This is a genomic window from Psychrobacter nivimaris, assembly GCF_904846365.1.
GTDB classification, from domain to species: Bacteria; Pseudomonadota; Gammaproteobacteria; order Pseudomonadales; family Moraxellaceae; genus Psychrobacter; species Psychrobacter nivimaris_B.
In genome coordinates, this window is sequence record NZ_CAJHAL010000028.1 from 14973 (window position 1) to 32947 (window position 17975).

Consider the following 17975-nt stretch of genomic DNA (forward strand, 5'->3'; position numbering starts at 1 on the left):
CTTCTATTATTTTAAAATGTGTTGTCAAAAACGCTATCGATGCAAGCCAGTTATATTGCAACTACAGCGATTATCTGTAGGTGTCCTGATTTCATCAACTGAAAACTCACATCAACCGATTTATAACGCATAAAAAATGACGTAGCGATCTCTGTCCGTCGATAAGCTGGACGCGGGTCTTGGGCAATTAATTCTTTAATAATGCTCATATCTGAGCCTACTAATTGATTTTGTATACGATGAGTCGTAGATGCAACTGTCGCATTACTCAATCCAGTGTTTGCATCTTTGATACTTGTATCATCATTATTATCATTACTAGGCTCGCCTGCGCTTACTAGCATCATAAACTGTTCGTTAGCAGCATCGGTCATCGTCACTTCTAATAGCGTAGGAGCCGTAGGTGCAAAGCCACTCTCTGTCTGAATTAACGCATCACTATAGGCCACATATGGCTTTATATCGATGATTGGCGTGCCATCTATCATATCAGCACCTTTGATAATCAATAATACACGACCTTGAACTATTTTGACTTGCTCGAGCTTGACGACAGATAGGCCTAGTCCCGAAGGACGATACATGCTTCGACTGGCAAACACCCCTATTTTTTGATTACCACCCAATCTTGGTGGGCGTACTTGAGCGCGAAAACTAGTACTGGTTTCATTGTTATTTTTATATCGATAATTATGATGAAACTGCCAACTCACCCATATATGACTAAACTTGTCCAAACCAACAAATGCAGCTGGCGTATCATATGGCGCTAACATCTCAATGACACTAGTCAAAGCGACTAGGTTTGGCTGGCGCGGCACACCGAATTTTTGTGAAAGCGGGGCACGGTGATAGCCAATAACAGGAGCTTGATGGTAGTTATCTAACAGGGAATTCTCGTCAAGCATATACCAACTCCAGTAATACAAAACTGCCCTGATAAGGCAGTTTTGTCAAATGATACAAAATTACTCACTAACGATATTCCATTTTATCATGCTAGACAATCACTGCTAGACGGATTTTTATTTTAAAGTTTGGTATTATGAGCAAGAAATTTGATGAGAGTCATTTACATTTGGGCGATATGACCAGTAATGCTGTCATCGTTGACGCAAATCTACTATGTCTAATGCCGTAATAGATAGCTGTATATAAGCTGATAAACCAGCTGTATTACGCTTACTCATCATTTACTCGTTCATAAAAATAGCAGTTTCGACAACGATTAAAAGACTGATACGTTTTTACAATGTTCAATTTAACATTGTAAATTCTGATTTAATACTTATTCAAACTTAACACACAAATAACAACTTATTAACGAGGACTTTATGTCAAAACTTCGCACCGAAACGGTAACAGAGGTTCATCACTGGAATGACTCTCTATTTAGTATCAAAACCACTCGTGACGATGGCTTGCGCTTTCGTAATGGCGAATTTGCGATGATTGGACTTGTTGTTGATGGCAAGCCACTACTACGCGCTTATTCAATTGCTAGCCCTAACTATGAAGATCATTTAGAATTCTTCTCTATTAAAGTTCAAGATGGTCCGTTAACTTCACGCTTACAGCATATCAAAGTAGGTGATGAGCTGTTAGTCAGTAAAAAGCCAACAGGCACACTAGTATTGGACGATCTGTTACCAGGTAAGAACCTTTACATGCTCTCTACTGGTACTGGTCTTGCTCCGTTCTTGTCACTAGCACGTGATCCTGAAGTGTATGAGCGTTTTGACAAAATCATCTTAGTACATGGCGTACGTCATGTTCATGATTTGGCTTATCGCGAGATGTTTGAAAATGAGCTGCCTAATGATGAAATCTTTGGTGAATGGTATCGCGAAAAATTCATCTATTATCCAACCGTTACGCGTGAAGAATTCAGAAACCAAGGTCGTGTCACTGATTTGATGAAATCAGGAAAATTGTTTGAAGATATTGGTTTACCGCCAATGAATAAAGATGACGACCGTGTCATGCTTTGTGGCAGCATGCCATTTAATGCTGAGGTTTCTGCTATTTTAGATGATTTTGGCTTGACTGTTTCACCACGTATGGGTGTGCAGGCAGATTACGCAGTTGAGCGTGCCTTTGTCGGCTAGAGTGATGCTATTTAGTATCATTAGAACAAATGAAAAATTGTATAAAATAATGCTTGACGCAAGTAAATAGGCTGCTATAATACGCAGCCTATACAGTCAACACTGTAGCCCAATTAGATAATATTTAGTCAATAACTATTATCACCTAACATGCCAGTGTGATGGAATTGGTAGACATGACGGATTCAAAATCCGTTGCCTTTAAAAGCGTGTCGGTTCGAGTCCGACCACTGGTACCAATATTTAGTACAAACTAGCCTCCTTTATCGGAGGTTTTTTTGTGCTTATTATATTCGCCCTATCAAACTCTTAATTTATTTATATCGATACTTCAAATGGCATGACAGCGCTTATCTTAATCGGTACCGCATAACTCCATGGCATGCCAGCACTACAATAAAAATATCCATCATTAAACGACACAATATAGGCTGTAAAATCATTACCACACTGATCCATCATCGCTTGTTCATCGCTTTCATCACACACTGCGCACCATATTTTTTTATCACCCCGCGCTAGCATTGCTCGTGTCAAATCGCTCCCTTTTAATTCATGACTCATCATCAGCTCCTTAATTATCTTGAACTTTCTCATTACTATTTTTTTAGAAAGTTAATTTACCAGTACTCAATTCATAAGTTTGGTATGAGCTATAAACAATGTCTTATCAGGTAAATAAAATTCCTATAAAAAACTATTTATTACTTTCATAACTATTGATTATCGTGGTTAATATATTGTAAAACGATAGCATTAGAACTGTAACATATAACTATAATATTCATGATGGAAGGCTATTATATTCAGACAGACGGTATAGAAAATCTGAAAAACTTGAGGTATGCGCCATACAGAATATATATTAGTGAACATATGTTAACCATATTTAATTTATTAGTATTTTAACGCCATATATCTCTGACTATTAACCTTACACTATATTTAATTATTGATATATAAATTATTCGCATATTGCCATATTTTTATGGTTCTATATTCGAAAAATCTCTTTATAGTTTAATAATCGATACTGAAACAGAAGTATTGAGTGATGTAAAATATTAATCATGAAAACTCCTACAGCATCCAGTCCACGTAAAATCATTCATATAGATATGGATGCGTTTTATGCCAGTGTAGAACAACGTGACTTCCCAGAATTACGGGGCAAACCACTAGTGGTTGGTGGAGACCCAAATGGACGCGGTGTTGTAGCAGCGGCTAGCTATGAGGTTCGTCAGTTTGGAGTGCGCTCAGCTATGTCTTGTTATGAGGCTCGCAAACGTTGTCCAGAAGTCATATTTGTCAGACCACGTTTTGAAGTATATCGAGCTGTTAGCAGCGATATTCGCAATATTATGTACAGCTTAACGCCTCATGTTGAGCCGTTATCGCTAGATGAGGCTTATCTCGATGTCACTGGTCTTACTGTACATAAAGGCTCAGCGACATTAATGGCAAATTGGTTAAGAGCACAAATATTGCAACATACAGGATTGACTGCTTCTGCTGGCGTGTCCTTCAACAAGATGTTGGCCAAGATTGCCTCTGATATCAATAAGCCTAACGGCACCGCTATTATCACACCAGAAGACGCTGATGCTTTTATTAGTACACTGCCTATTGAACGATTTCACGGGATAGGTAAAGCAACGGCAAGACGATTACATGCGATGGGCGTGACTAACGGTGCTGATCTACGCCGTATGTCAGCCGAAGTATTGATTAATGAGTTTGGTAAGCGAGGACAGTTTTATCATGATATCGCTCATGGTCGCGATGAACGCGCTGTCAAGTCTGAGCGCCTGCATAAGTCTGTTGGTTCGGAGACTACTTTTAGAGAAAACCTAAACGATGACACGGCGTTACGTATACAAATCTATGAACAAAATGCGGATGCCTTCTCGCAACTGCACAAAAAAAATCTCATCGCTCATACTATAACGCTCAAGGTTAAGTATGCCGACTTTACTCAGATTACCCGTACGCACACGCTGACTACCGCTTTTAGTAGTGCTGAATCTGCTCATTACTGGTTAGACAAATTATTCTTAGATATTCCGCGCCAGCTCCCTATCCGATTAGTCGGGGTCACTTTTTCGTCATTGACACCTGCAGCTCAACTATTGCCTCAATTAAATTTATTTGAGTAAAATAAACAAAGACTAACGTAATAAACATGAGAACAGTTAAAAACTATTACTTTTGCTTAGGCTATTCAAATATGTTTTGTGCACGGTGACTACTTAGTAAAGCAACCTTTTATAGCAGTATTTCTGCTACAATTATGCCAAAATTTCTATCCATTTAAAGACTAATTATGACCAACACTCACACTGCATCTTCCGATTCTAATGCCCCACTTACTACCAATAACAACAGTGACGTCTTAGATTATCTAAGCGTGGAAGATTACGACTATGACCTACCAGATCGTTTGATTGCGCGATATCCATTAGCGCAGCGTTCTGCTTCAAAACTTTTGTACTTGCCTGCTCACACTGACACAAATGCTACGCCTGTAGAAGACTGTTTGTTTTCTGAGTTGCCTGATTTATTAGATGCTGGAGACCTGATTGTATTTAATGATACAAAGGTGATGAAGGCACGCCTATTTGGTCAAAAAGATACTGGCGGTAAACTTGAGGTTTTGATTGAGCGATTGGTTACTGTCTCAGACTTAGATATAACGACACTGCATTTAGAAGATTCAAATAATGAATCAGTCAACCAAGAACATATTGCCCTTTGCCATGTAAAAGCCAGCAAAGCACTGAAACTTGGTCAACGTTTTCAACTGGCCGATAGTCATATGAGTGGCGCGATGATTGGTCGTCAGGACAACTTGTTTATTTTAGCCTTTGATGCGCCAATTTTGCCTGATTTAGAACTTTACGGCGAGCTACCTATCCCGCCTTACTTTGAACGTCAGGCCGATGACACTGATACTACTCGTTATCAAACGGTGTTTCATGATCCCGCTAAGCTTGCAAGTGTCGCTGCACCGACAGCAAGTTTGCATTTCGATGACTTGGTGCTCAATAAGCTGGTGGAAAAAGGCATCAGTACTGCTTTTGTGACATTGCATGTTGGCGCTGGTACCTTTGCGCCAGTTAAAACAGACAATCTACTCAATCATACTATGCACAGTGAGTATGCACATCTGCCACAAGCAACTGCTGAGCTGATTAATCAGACGCATGCAAATGGCAATAAGGTTATTGCTATTGGTACCACGGTGACTCGCGTCCTTGAAACGGCGTATCAAAAAACAGCTATCAATGGGCAAGCACTTTCTAGCTGGTCAGGGGACACGGACATTTTTATTTATCCAGGGTTTAAATTCGGTGTCATTGATCGACTGTTAACAAACTTTCATTTACCCAAATCGACGTTGCTAATGTTGGTATCAGCTTTTTCTGGCAAAGCATCGATTGAACATGCCTATCATCATGCTATTGAAAAAGAATATCGATTCTTTAGCTATGGCGATGCTATGTTACTTGATAAGAAAACAAGCTGAACATTAAATAAACATTTATGCATTGGACGCAACAGTTGTGAAATAAACTGGTAAACTAAACCGTACTTTGTTATAACAGCAAAGATAACTTATTTTGTAAAGGACTATTCATGTCTTGTCATTTATCTCGTCGCTTGACTCCTGTGCATCGCGCGGTATCGATGGCATTACTTTATTCTGTAGGTTTGGCCGCTATTATTCCAAGCGCGCAAGCGGCAACTATCGGTAAGACCGTGGTTAGCTCAGCTCAGCATGAACCGTTGAGCGCAAGTATCGTGGTCACTGACATACGAGCGTCTGATTTTTCAGCAAGCTTGGCCAATCCAGTTATCTATCAACAGATGGGATTGACGCCGACTGATTCAATGCAGGTGCGCTTTCAAGCAACTTCAGCGACTAGCGGTCAAGTATTAATCAGCACATCACAGCCTGTGTCCAAGCCCTTTGCTGATTTGGTGTTATCGATCAATGATAATGGGCAGCAAAATGTCGTACCAAAAACATTATTAATGCCGTTAAGCGATAGTCTACCGATTAATAATGCTTCCAAGAACAGTGTTAAAGGCACTCAGAAACTCAATTTACCAAATGTTTCTGCAAGCGCTGCAAAACCGTTAACCGTAAGAAAAGGTGCACCGCCGCCACTAATATCGGTATCTAACGCTGCTGCAAATAAACCAGCTCTAGCAAACATAGCAACAGTTGACTCTTCTATTTCTAGATCAGTGTCTAACATACAAGCACCGACAGTGACAGCTACTTCGCAGACTAGCAACTTTACTTACGCGCCTAGTCGACTTGATAATGGGCGCTTAAATAGTGATTCTGATATAAAAAACACTATCAGTAATGCAAAGAATACTGATAACGGCTTTAGTTCATCGAACCGTTTAGATAGCAGTGCTTTGAGTGCGAATAACAGCACTGAACCTACGAAAGTTAGTGCCAATGATAACGCCAAAGCAAGTATTAAGAACACTCCTATCTTAGATAAAGTATTGATTGATAAACCACTCGACACTCTAAATATTCAAGTCACACGGCAGATACAGCCGAGTCGTAAAAAAATAGACGCTGACGCATCACCCGTACCTACTCCGACTACTAGCATCATAGCAAGCAATACTGAGAAAAATGATACTAGCGTCTTGGCGGCTTCTATTGACAATACAACTTCGAAAACCGCTAATAGCGCTATCAATAATGCGTCTTCAAATGATAGAGCAATAGATAGTACGACAACTAATCAATACCAAGTACAACGTAACGATAGCCTATGGATTATTGCTCAGCAGATCGCGCAAGAAAATAATCTAGATACTTCCATTGTGATGAAGCAAATTCAGTCACAAAACCCTGATGCCTTTATCAATAAAGACGCAGATCAATTAAAAGCAGATGCTAAGCTTATTTTGCCTAGTTACGATGTCATACCATCGCAAAAAAACTTAGAAGCAGCTATCGATGCACAAAGACAATATATTCGCAGAGCAAATACAGCAGCGATGCAAAAAACAGCTCAAAGACCTTTTAAAAAACCTTCTATAAGTACACAAGCGGTCAAACGCCCTGAGAAAGCCACGACAACTAAAACACAGACTTTATCAAAAGCACAGTTTTCTGTGCTTGCGCCCGGGCGAGATGGTAATGCAGATGGCACTCAAGCAAAAGCAGCATCAAGTACAGGGAATGGTTTGAGCACAGATATATTAGCGACACTCAAAGCATCGCGGCAGCAGGCAGCATCACAGGCTCAGCGTCTATCAAGTACCAGTAGCACTCTTAGTAGTTATACTAAAAAAATTCAATTACAAAACCAAAAATTGGCTGAGCTGCAGGCTCGTCTCGAAAAATTACGCAATCAATAATTGCCTAACTGATTCATACATTAGATTGTGATCACAGGCGTAGGAATAACTATGGACAATATGCTATATATCATCGCCGGATTGGCGCTTATTCTGTTAGTGGCTGCTTTATTCTTGCGCAAAAATAAGGCGCAAAAATCGTCATCATCGCCTATTAATGCAAGAAAAGATACGTCTACTACATCACCAAAAGTAGATTATGGTACTCCTACCCACACTAATGTCAGCAATAGCCATAAATTTGACCATATCACTATTGCTCAGCGTTTTATGGATCAGCAGCGCTATGACAAGGCGATCGAAACCATTAAACGTGGTCTAAGTGAAAAACCTCATAACAGTGCATTGTCTCTTAAACTACTCAGCATATACGCGACGATAAATCAGCCAGAAGATTTTAATAATATTTATGAGTCTATAAGAAATCATAACGACAGTCAGACTATCGCTCAAGCAGACGAGATAAGAAATCTATCGTTTGATGAATTAGAACCTGCCGCTGCGCAAACACTGGCAACGGACAATGCCAAAGATGATTTTGACGCTATCGACTTCGATTTGCCTATTAGTCAGAATGATAGTACTAATACAGTAGATCACCAGTCAATTGAAGAAAGTAATAACGATACTGCAATAAATGAACCTATCGACAGCTTAGAGTTATCAGACAAAGTCGATAATGTTAGTTCTATTACCGAAAATCCGAATGATAGCTTTGATCTGACTCTCAGCGATTTAGAGAACGATTTCGCTGCGCCTAATATGACAAGTGAAACGCCTGTCATACCGTTAGACAATGTAGATAACGACGTTTTAGAGAGCTCTGCTAACGATAATGTTAGTAATAACGAAGATAACGATCTTAGTGACTTTGAGTTTGACTTTGATTCATTTGATGATACTTCGAATGAATCATCTATAGACACTAACCTCTCACATGATGACAATGAGAAAGCAGTACTAGAAGAAGACTTTATATTAGACTTCGATGATTTAGCAGCCGATGCAGACAAAGACGACGTCGTCACTAATGACATATCTACGAATTCAGAACCACACTCTATTGATACTATCCAAAACGGTGAAGATGACTTTGCTTTATCTTTGGGCAGTCTAGATACATTAGATGATATCAATACTGTCTCCAATGACGACCTATCTACGACTGAAAACGACAGTAGTTTCGACAATTTCATTCTGGAAAATACTGATTTTGGAAACAGTACTTCTGAGAGCACGACCTTTGAAGAAGACAACTTTGCAAATATTAATCTCGAGGAACCATTACTCAATGATGATATCGAGGTTAATGATTTTAGCGATGTTGAAGAATCGAATACCGCACCTACTGCATCATTGAGGTTTGATGATAATACGCTGATAGACGATGATTTTAATATTGACGATGCTGATTCTCTATTTGACGCTCCATCGGCCACTACCCCAGTCTCTATAGCTGCGCCAGTTGAGAGTGACACTTCTATCACGCCTCAAGAGGCTGAATCAGCAGAAGATTTTTCATCACGTTTCGCAGCAGATTTTGATTTTGTAAAGTCGTTAGACAGTAATCAAGTGACATTAGACTTGGCAGATCAATATCTACAACTGGGTGAATATGACAGTGCAAAGCGTCTACTCAATGAAGTGATAGCTCAAGGTACCAGTGAGCAGAAACAGCAAGCACAGCTATTACTTGAGCGTACTGCGTAGTTAATAGTCTAATCTCTCATCAGCAAGTACCTCCTAATCACGGGATGCTTGCTGATTTTTTTGCATTTAACTCTAATACTATCTATTATTAAACCCTTCAGCCATCGTTGCTCCATCCTCTAGCACCTCTTTTCTTCCATACTTGTTTACTGTGTTGATACTATGCCATCTTCTGTTATGCTCAAAAATCTATCCGATCCTATTCAACTGATTTATGCTGGTGGTACCTTTGGTAGCTACGGCAAACCTTTAGCGCCATTATCAGCAGAAGTGTTTTTGCCTACTTTACAAAAGCTTTTGTCTGCACAAGACAGTACAAACAATTTACCAATAGTCTCATGGTTAGAAAACACCCTGATCAAAGACAGCAGCCAACTTACCCCTAGCGACTTTGCGCATTTCTATCAACTACTCCTGAATGCTTATGCCAAAGGTGATAGACGCTTTGTACTCATCACTGGCACAGATACGTTGAGTTACTTAGGTGCATTTTTAGCAGAAGCTTTTGCAGGTAGTGATATTTGTATTGTTCTGACCGCAAGTATGCGCCCATTATTAGACAGTGAGATATTGCATTCCTATAACATCGACGAACATAGCGATGCTTGGGGCAATCTCAACGACTCATTAAAACTAGCCGCTGCTGGTGAATCAGGTGTGAAGATTAGTTTTGGCGGCGAATCATGGCCTGCTCAAACAGTACAGAAAATTCACAGCCATGATCTGATGGCATTTACTGGTCATTCTCGCGCCGCTTATCCAGCCAATAGCTATATAAAAAATCTACCTGACACGCGTAGGCAACATTGGCTCGATGACCAACAAGACTTGCTGTCCAGTATTAAAACACGTGCTGAAAACGCAAGTGTTCATGCGCTATATTGCCTACCTAACGATGTTTCGATGATAAACAACCAGCTACAAGCTTTATTGTCGCAGCCACCATGTGGCATTATTCTATTAGGATTTGGCGCCGGTAACATCCCTTATTCAGCTGCATTAGCAGAGACACTGTCCCTTGCGCATGAGCGTGGACATATGGTGATATCAGCCAGTCAATGTCCGTTTGGCGGCGTCAGCGATAGCTATGCGGCGGGCAGTTGGCAGTACGAGCATCATGTCATTGCTGGTAGACGTTTGACCATACCTGCTATTTATGCCCGATTACTATGGTTGCTACTTCGCTATGACAGTCCTGCCAGACGTAGACAGCGTTGGTTGAATAATGTCAATCAAACTGGCACTAGCATCAAAAAGCGCTAAGCGACTTTTAATTAATTCCCATTTTATAAGTTTAGAAACCCTAATGTCTGAGACTGAAATTATCGAAACTGAACCAACCTACACTTTAGCGATTGCTATTGAGTTCTTAGGAACTCATTATCATGGCTGGCAACGGCAACGAGAGGTTTTGGGTGTACAAGAAGCCCTAGAGACAGCTATCGGCAAAGTGGCTAACGAGCCTGTAGAAGTCATCGCAGCTGGGCGTACTGATGCCAGCGTCCATGCGAGTAATATGATTGCCCATTTTACAACTCATGCGTATCGCCCTACTCATAACTGGTTACGCGGTGTGAACAGCCTACTCCCTGATGATATTGCTTTACGCTGGATACAACCCATGCCAGTTGACTTTCATGCGCGTTTTGGTGCTATTGCTCGTCGCTATCGTTATATTACGCTCAACCAAGCACAGCGCCCTGCCATACTAAATCATCAAGTAACTCATATCTATGAGCCGCTTGATTTGAAAGCCATGCAGCAAGCAGCAGCTGATATCGTCGGTACACACGATTTTAGCAGTTACCGTGCTGCTGCTTGTCAATCCAATCAACCAGTGCGTACGATTAGCCATGCAAACCTTTTTGCTCATGGTCAATTTATCGTTTTTGATATACAAGCAGATGGGTTTTTACATCATATGGTTCGCAATTTGATGGGTACATTGTATGCCATTGGTAGACATGAGCTAGAGCCAGCAGATTTCTTAAATATTCTACATAAAAAAGATCGAACGATTGCACCGCCCACCGCTTCAGGTGATGGATTGTATTTTATCAATGCCTATTATCCTGAACGCTTTCAAAGCTTATTGCCAAATGCGCCACTAACACCTGTCTGGTTAAATCTACCTAACTAAATCAATATCATTTGGCATACATATCACTTACATGCTGTCAAGTCAAAAGCAGGTTCGTATTGCTTTAATCCGCTAACTTACGTATAATATGGGCTTATTTTTTAATTGATTGATACAAATTATGGCAAAAGACGATATTATTGAATTTGAAGGCGAAGTCATTGATACCCTTCCTAATACTTTGTTCAAAGTTCGTTTAGAAAACGGGCACGAAATCATTGCGCATATCTCTGGTAAGATGCGTAAGCATTATATTCGTATCTTGACAGGTGATAAGGTTAAAGTTGAAATGACGCCTTATGACCTATCTAAAGGCCGTATCACCTACCGTGGTAAAAACTAAATACTGACTGACCAATATGGTTATGAAAGTATTAGCATTGGTAAGATACAGCCAATAGCCGAATAGCTACGTTATCGCTGATAGCTGATATGACGCTTGGGTAGTGAAACTGATAATAATAATGAAAATGCTAATCTGCTCATTATTGCCTATCAATATTTTAGTTATTTAGTATTGACTGTTTCTACTTACCACAAAAAATACCGCTAGATTTTAGCGGTATTTTTTTGTCCGTTTTTTATGACTTAGTATTATCGTATTTAACTAAATTCGACAGTCGCGCCGTTTTTTATAACTCCGAGCAAACTAAGCGCATCCCAGTTGGTCAAACGCACACAACCTGCTGATGCCTGACGACTGATACGAGCAGGATCTGGCGATCCATGAATGCCATAAGTAGGTTTGCTAAGTCCAATCCATACCGAACCAACTGGATTGTTAGGACCTGGTGGAATGATAGACTTGCTGCCGTCATTGGCCGTATAAGTATAGTTGGGCTCGTGCACCTTTACCTTGACAGTATGCGTACCTGTTGGTGATGGTGTCGCTGTACTGCCCACTGTCGTCGGATAGCTAGCAATCAAATTGTTGCTCTCATCATATGCGTAGAGTGTTTCAGTGGCCTTATCAGCGACAACGCGATGCACCGGCTTGGTATTAGGATTACCAGGGTTGTATACCGTGATGATTTCACCAGCAGTAAAACTGGCATCAGGATTAAGCGATTTTAAGTATTTCTCACTAATATGAAACTTCTCTGCCAACGCTTCAGTAAGACTTTCGTAGTACATCCCTTCAAGCTTGGATTTGGCAACAGAGTCAGCAGGTATGGTTATAGTTTTAACATTCACATCTGCTTCAGTGAGCTGATAACTGACTAATACTGGTTGAGTCGTAAGCTTCTCATTTTTGGTCAGTGCTTGCCACGTTTCAGCATTTAGCGTATCGGTTATATCTAAACCATTTGCTTTTTGAAACGCTTGCATGGCTTTGCGAGTATTTTTGCCCCAGTAGCCATCAACAGGCCCTACTCCGTTATGATGCCAGTTCAATAGAGCCTGCAGCTTGGTTCCTATATTACGATCGATCTCTGCATCTGCCGTCCAAGTGACATTGTTTACTTTTTTTGAATTGTCAGATAGGTTCTCGGTTGTGTATTTAATAGTAGGCAGTAGCTTATTCAATGAAGTCGCAGCTTTACTATCTCCTGTTAATTTTTGACTTACGCCATTAGTCACCGGACTGACTTCTGCCGGAGCCTTGACGCTATTATTTGCGTTCACACTATCCGTTGTCTCTGCTGCAATGCTTTGTCCCATCAGTAGCAAGCTAGAGAGACTAACCACTGTTAATGCTTTACTGATTCTTGTTAATTGATACATGTAACACTCCTCATTTAAGAAATTCTATTTTCATTTTCAGTTTTCAGTTTTCAAATACTACAGTTTTTTAGATTTTAGAACTTGCCTTTGGCATCTAGTTTTTGGATATTTTACTTTTGCTAAAAGCGAAATATTTTAGCTCCTTTATAAGCTACTAATATTGTCATATTACCTTGTGAGCATATAACAGCTTTGTGTTAAAAGGAGCTTTGTTGTACAGCGTCTCTGTTAATACAATGCTTATAGATAAGCTTTGCTAACAGATAAACAATAAAAAAACCATAAGCCACTTGGTAGCTTATGGGTATATAACACGCAAAATAAGACTGTGGAAAATGCTATATAGGAATAGCCCTTAAACGCAAGTTAACTTATATTAGTTTGGCCAAAACCGCTTGACCCATTTCTTTACAGCCTACCTGCTTAAGTCCAGCTTCACTACTATCTAAGATATCTAGCGTACGTAAACCATCATCAAGCACATCACTGACTGCCTGTTCAATTGCTTGTGCCGCTTCTTCTTGCTTGAAGGTGTAACGCAGCATCATAGCAACAGACAAGATAGTCGCTAATGGGTTGGCTTTATCTTGTCCTGCGATATCAGGCGCTGAGCCATGACACGGCTCATACATGCCCTTACCTGACTCATCTAAGCTCGCTGATGGCAACATACCGATAGAGCCTGTCAACATTGCAGCTTCATCAGATAGGATATCGCCAAACATGTTTCCCGTCACCATGACATCGAATTGTTTAGGATCTTTAATCAACTGCATGCAAGCATTGTCAGCATACATATGTGATAACGCCACATCACTATAGTCAGCTTGCTGCATCTCGATCATCGTCTGTTTCCACAGCTCGGTGACTTCCAATACATTGGCTTTATCAACTGAACATACCTTAGCTGCTGTGCCTGCTGCTTGTGCACGCGTTTTTGCTAATTCAAAAGCAACTTTACCAATACGCTGAATCTCACTTGTACTATACACCATCGTGTTATAGCCTTGCTGCTCACCGTTTTCTAGTGTGCGAATACCACGAGGCTCGCCAAAATAGATACCGCCTGTCAGCTCACGAACGATCAATAGATCTAGACCTGAGATAATTTCAGGCTTGATACTTGAGGCATTAGCCAACTGTGGATAGAGCTTGGCTACGCGTAGGTTGGCAAATAAACCAAGCTCACCGCGGATTTTTAATAGACCGCGCTCAGGGCGTTTACTACGCTCGATCGCATCCCATTTAGGACCACCGACCGCACCTAGCAATACGGCATCTGCGGCGCGAGCACGAGCCAATGTCTCATCTGGCAAAGGCTCACCAGTTGCATCAATAGCCACACCGCCAATCAATCCAGACTCAAGCGTTAAATCAAGTGAGAACTTATCATTGACAGCCTTGAGCACGTCAATGGCTTGGGTCATAATTTCAGGGCCAATACCATCACCCGCTAATGTTAAAATCGTTGCCATACTGATCCTTTTGGAAATATTTTTATTGGTTGGTTATATTGTCGAGCTTTTCATACTCATATTTTATGCTGCCATTTTTTTGGCTTTAGGTGCTGATGTTACTGCTTTAGCCATACCCGTCTCTACAAACTCGCCTTGATGCTCAGCGTCTAGTTGCTTACAGAATCGGCGCTGTACTTTAGTACCTTGCAATAGCTCAATACATAAAGGCTCAGGTGATGCTGTGTCTAATAGACTGCCTGATTTTTCGGTGTTCTTTTTTTGATAAGCGCGCAACTGATAAGTACCTGCTTCAGTGAAATCATGAATCATCGCAAAACGCTCAACATAGCCCATGTTGTTTTCTGGATAAAAATTAACATGGACCTCGTGTTTTGCAGGCATGACTCGTGCATAGTAGTTAATCAATCCTGGCATACTCGAAGGCGCTAACGGCACCACCTTTATGGCATTTTTATTGACGAGTGGCGTCATATCCATATTCATCGAGGTTTTTGCCATACCTTCTTGACGTGGTAAGGTTGTCATAACCTGAGGATTGATTGGCTCGTGACTGTTGGGCGCGATAATGAGTGTTTTATCTATCTGCACAATTTCGCAATGATATGTACCCACACATGCAATATTTACTTCACCAGCAATAGGTTTAATTTTACCCACCCATGCTTCAGCACTCTCTGCTTCATCTATTTTTTGATAGCCTGTCAATAGCTGACAGCCTGACAATAATAAGCTTGCAGCAACGATTGTACTTGTCCATAGAGCATAACGTTTTGTATTCATAATGGCGGCTACTATTCAAGAGAGATAATAAAATGTAGTGAAAAACTATTCTTCATTTTAGACAGTTCACCGCCATAACTCAACGCTGCGTTGCGACTACTCGCAGTTTTATAAGCAGTAGATTATAGAATGACCCTCTACGCTCTTACGTCGTTAAATATCCACGGTGTTTTTTGCATCATTTGTTGCTCATAATTTTTGATAGCATCACTTTGTTGTAAGGTTAAACCAATGTCATCCAATCCGTTTAACAAGCAATGTTTGCGAAAGGCATCCACTTCAAAGGCATACTCTTCACCAGTTGGTGTGATAACGACTTGACGCTCAAGATCTGCAGTCAATTCATAGCCTTCGTTATCAAAAGTCGCCTTCATTAACGTATCGACAATCGCTTCATCCAACACAATCGGCAACATGCCATTTTTGAAACAGTTATTGTAAAAAATATCTGCAAAACTAGGCGCAATTACCGTACGGAAACCATACTCTGAAAGTGCCCAAGGTGCATGCTCACGACTAGAGCCACAACCAAAGTTTCTACGTGCTAGTAAGATAGTAGCACCTTGATAACGTGGTTTGTTTAATACAAAATCTGGATTGATGACTCGTGTGCTGTTGTCTTGACCAGGATAGCCTTCGTCAAGATAGCGCCAATCGTCAAATAGATTTACGCCAAAACCTGTACGTTTAATAGACTTTAAAAACTGTTTTGCGATAATTTGGTCGGTATCGACGTTTGCGCGATCTAACGGGCAAACGATACCTGTTTGGGTGTTATAAGCTTGCATAAAATTTCCTATCAATTATATTTTTGCTGGCTGATGATCTTGATAAGCGTATTGAACAGTAAATAATTTTTTACCATCTTTGACGTCATGCTCATATATTTATCGTTGATATAAGCATAATATCAGTTACTTATTATCAGACTTAAAACGTACGAACGTCTACAAAATGACCTGCCAATGCTGCTGCAGCTGCCATTGCTGGGCTTACCAAATGCGTACGACCACCATTACCCTGACGACCTTCAAAATTACGATTAGACGTTGAGGCACAGTGCTCTTGCGGCTCAAGCTTGTCTGCATTCATCGCAAGACACATTGAGCAGCCCGGCTCACGCCATTCAAAACCAGCTGCGGTAAACAAGGCATCTAAGCCTTCTGCTTCTGCTTGCAGTTTCACTTGTCCAGAGCCTGCAACAACGATCGCTTCCTTTACGTTATCAGCAACTTTGCGACCTTTGATTACCGCTGCCGCATCACGTAAATCTTCGATACGTGAATTGGTACATGAACCAATAAATATACGGTCAAGTTGAATATCCGTAATTTTCTGACCAGCTTCTAGCCCCATATAAGTATAAGCGCGTAACCAGCCTTCTTCTTGAGCTTCATCAATGGCTTGATCTGGTGTCGGTACAGATTGCGTGATATCTACCACCATCTCAGGCGATGTACCCCAAGATACTTGCGGTGCGATCTGACTACCGTCGATTTCCACTACAGTATCAAATACCGCGTCATCGTCTGAATATAGTGTACGCCAGTAGGCTTCCGCTTGTTCCCATTGTGCTTCGCTTGGCGCATATGGACGACCTTTAACATAGTCAATCGTCGTTTCATCGACCGCAACCATACCGACACGCGCGCCTGCTTCAATCGCCATGTTACAGACGGTCATGCGACCTTCCATACTCATGTCTTCGAACACTTGACCTGCAAATTCAATCGCGTGTCCTGTTCCACCTGCTGTACCGATTTTTGCAATAATAGCTAACACCACATCTTTTGAAGTGACACCAGCACCAAGTTGACCAGTGACACGGATCTGCATATTTTTTGATTTCTTTTGAATCAAACACTGCGTTGCCAATACATGCTCAACTTCGGAGGTTCCGATACCGTGAGCCAAGCAACCAAGTGCTCCGTGGGTCGCTGTATGCGAATCACCGCAAACAACCGTCATACCCGGCAAGACCAAACCTTGCTCTGGACCGACCACGTGCAAAATTCCCTGACGCGCATCATTTATAGTAAATTCAGCAATATCAAACTTGGTGCAGTTATCGTCCAACGTGACAACCTGCAAGCGTGATACTTTGTCTTTAATCCCCGGTACTCCTTCTAAGCGCTCTTTTGTGACGGTCGGCACATTGTGATCTGGACTAGCAATGTTAGCCGATAGACGCCATGGCGCTCTGTTTGCTAATTCTAACCCTTCAAATGCTTGTGGACTCGTCACTTCGTGCAACAGATGGCGGTCGATATAAATCAGGCTCGAACCATCGTCGCGCTTGGTGACTTCGTGAGCGTTCCAAAGTTTGTCATATAACGTTTGACCAGCCATGTTGCTATCCTTTGTAGTTTACTAATTACTTAATTTTTTACTTACTTGCATATTGCCAAGCTAAGATTCTATGTAAATGCTATGTCTATCTACAATGTTTAATAATTACTGTCGTATCTAAGATTTAAATATTATTTCTTTATGAGACCCAACATATGACTAAAATTAACGCTTAAAATACGTTTTAAATGGCAAATAGCCAATTTTTTAGAATAAATATGTCACAATACGCCTCGATGTCTTGTGATTATAGCAGGCAAATCCTATAATAATAATTGATGATTTTTAACC

The 17975-nt window shown here is 40.8% G+C and carries 15 protein-coding genes and 1 tRNA gene; 9 read left to right on the forward strand and 7 right to left on the reverse strand.

The features are described from left to right. Window positions 1–50: 50 nt before the first annotated feature. On the reverse strand, window positions 51–908 hold the full coding sequence (gene tsaA / locus JMX63_RS11465) for a tRNA (N6-threonylcarbamoyladenosine(37)-N6)-methyltransferase TrmO (protein WP_201572468.1): 858 nt from the start codon (window positions 906–908) through the stop codon (window positions 51–53). A gap of 426 nt (window positions 909–1334) precedes the next feature. On the opposite strand from tsaA, the gene JMX63_RS11470 reads away from it, so the two are divergent. Both JMX63_RS11470 and JMX63_RS11475 read left to right on the forward strand, forming a co-directional pair. After that, window positions 1335–2108, forward strand: coding sequence for a ferredoxin--NADP reductase (locus JMX63_RS11470; protein WP_101205461.1), 774 nt, complete (start codon window positions 1335–1337; stop codon window positions 2106–2108). A gap of 152 nt (window positions 2109–2260) precedes the next feature. Next, window positions 2261–2347: transfer RNA gene (locus tag JMX63_RS11475), tRNA-Leu, on the forward strand. A 79-nt stretch (window positions 2348–2426) separates the two neighbouring features. On the opposite strand, the gene JMX63_RS11480 is transcribed toward JMX63_RS11475, so the two are convergent. After that, entirely contained in the window at window positions 2427–2672 is a 246-nt protein-coding gene (locus JMX63_RS11480; RefSeq protein ID WP_201572470.1) for a hypothetical protein, read from the reverse strand. 506 nt (window positions 2673–3178) lie between these two features. Here JMX63_RS11480 and dinB point away from each other — a divergent pair. The 7 genes from dinB to infA all read left to right on the forward strand — a co-directional run bounded on the left by dinB (window position 3179) and on the right by infA (window position 11695). Beyond that, complete coding sequence (gene dinB / locus JMX63_RS11485; RefSeq protein WP_102091282.1) at window positions 3179–4264, forward strand: DNA polymerase IV; 1086 nt, start codon at window positions 3179–3181, stop codon at window positions 4262–4264. A gap of 167 nt (window positions 4265–4431) precedes the next feature. Further along, window positions 4432–5634 carry a tRNA preQ1(34) S-adenosylmethionine ribosyltransferase-isomerase QueA gene (queA, locus tag JMX63_RS11490; RefSeq protein WP_201572472.1) on the forward strand — a complete coding sequence of 401 codons (1203 nt, stop codon included), beginning with the start codon at window positions 4432–4434 and terminating at the stop codon, window positions 5632–5634. A gap of 110 nt (window positions 5635–5744) precedes the next feature. Further along, window positions 5745–7502, forward strand: a complete 1758-nt coding sequence (locus JMX63_RS11495) for a FimV/HubP-related protein (RefSeq protein WP_201572474.1) — start codon at window positions 5745–5747, stop codon at window positions 7500–7502. 51 nt (window positions 7503–7553) lie between these two features. Beyond that, a complete protein-coding gene (locus JMX63_RS11500; RefSeq protein ID WP_201572476.1) occupies window positions 7554–9212 on the forward strand; it encodes a FimV/HubP family polar landmark protein in 1659 nt (552 codons plus the stop codon). Window positions 9213–9374: 162 nt separating this feature from the next. Then, window positions 9375–10475 (forward strand): asparaginase, encoded by a 1101-nt coding sequence (locus tag JMX63_RS11505; RefSeq protein ID WP_201572478.1) that lies wholly within the window; start codon window positions 9375–9377, stop codon window positions 10473–10475. A 43-nt stretch (window positions 10476–10518) separates the two neighbouring features. Continuing rightward, complete coding sequence (gene truA / locus JMX63_RS11510; RefSeq protein ID WP_179798790.1) at window positions 10519–11352, forward strand: tRNA pseudouridine(38-40) synthase TruA; 834 nt, start codon at window positions 10519–10521, stop codon at window positions 11350–11352. A 121-nt stretch (window positions 11353–11473) separates the two neighbouring features. Next, window positions 11474–11695 carry a translation initiation factor IF-1 gene (gene infA / locus JMX63_RS11515; RefSeq protein WP_021814850.1) on the forward strand — a complete coding sequence of 74 codons (222 nt, stop codon included), beginning with the start codon at window positions 11474–11476 and terminating at the stop codon, window positions 11693–11695. 260 nt (window positions 11696–11955) lie between these two features. Here the strand turns inward: infA and JMX63_RS11520 are convergent, their stop codons facing one another. The 5 genes from JMX63_RS11520 to leuC all read right to left on the reverse strand — a co-directional run bounded on the left by JMX63_RS11520 (window position 11956) and on the right by leuC (window position 17684). Beyond that, a complete protein-coding gene (locus tag JMX63_RS11520; protein ID WP_201572480.1) occupies window positions 11956–13077 on the reverse strand; it encodes a L,D-transpeptidase family protein in 1122 nt (373 codons plus the stop codon). 371 nt (window positions 13078–13448) lie between these two features. Further along, window positions 13449–14552 (reverse strand): 3-isopropylmalate dehydrogenase, encoded by a 1104-nt coding sequence (leuB, locus tag JMX63_RS11525; RefSeq protein ID WP_201572482.1) that lies wholly within the window; start codon window positions 14550–14552, stop codon window positions 13449–13451. A gap of 63 nt (window positions 14553–14615) precedes the next feature. Further along, window positions 14616–15335, reverse strand: coding sequence for a hypothetical protein (locus JMX63_RS11530; RefSeq protein ID WP_201572484.1), 720 nt, complete (start codon window positions 15333–15335; stop codon window positions 14616–14618). A 137-nt stretch (window positions 15336–15472) separates the two neighbouring features. Further along, complete coding sequence (leuD, locus tag JMX63_RS11535; protein ID WP_160020917.1) at window positions 15473–16123, reverse strand: 3-isopropylmalate dehydratase small subunit; 651 nt, start codon at window positions 16121–16123, stop codon at window positions 15473–15475. Between the two features lie 142 nt (window positions 16124–16265). Next, window positions 16266–17684 carry a 3-isopropylmalate dehydratase large subunit gene (gene leuC, locus JMX63_RS11540; RefSeq protein WP_160020916.1) on the reverse strand — a complete coding sequence of 473 codons (1419 nt, stop codon included), beginning with the start codon at window positions 17682–17684 and terminating at the stop codon, window positions 16266–16268. Between the last annotated feature and the right edge of the window lie 291 nt (window positions 17685–17975).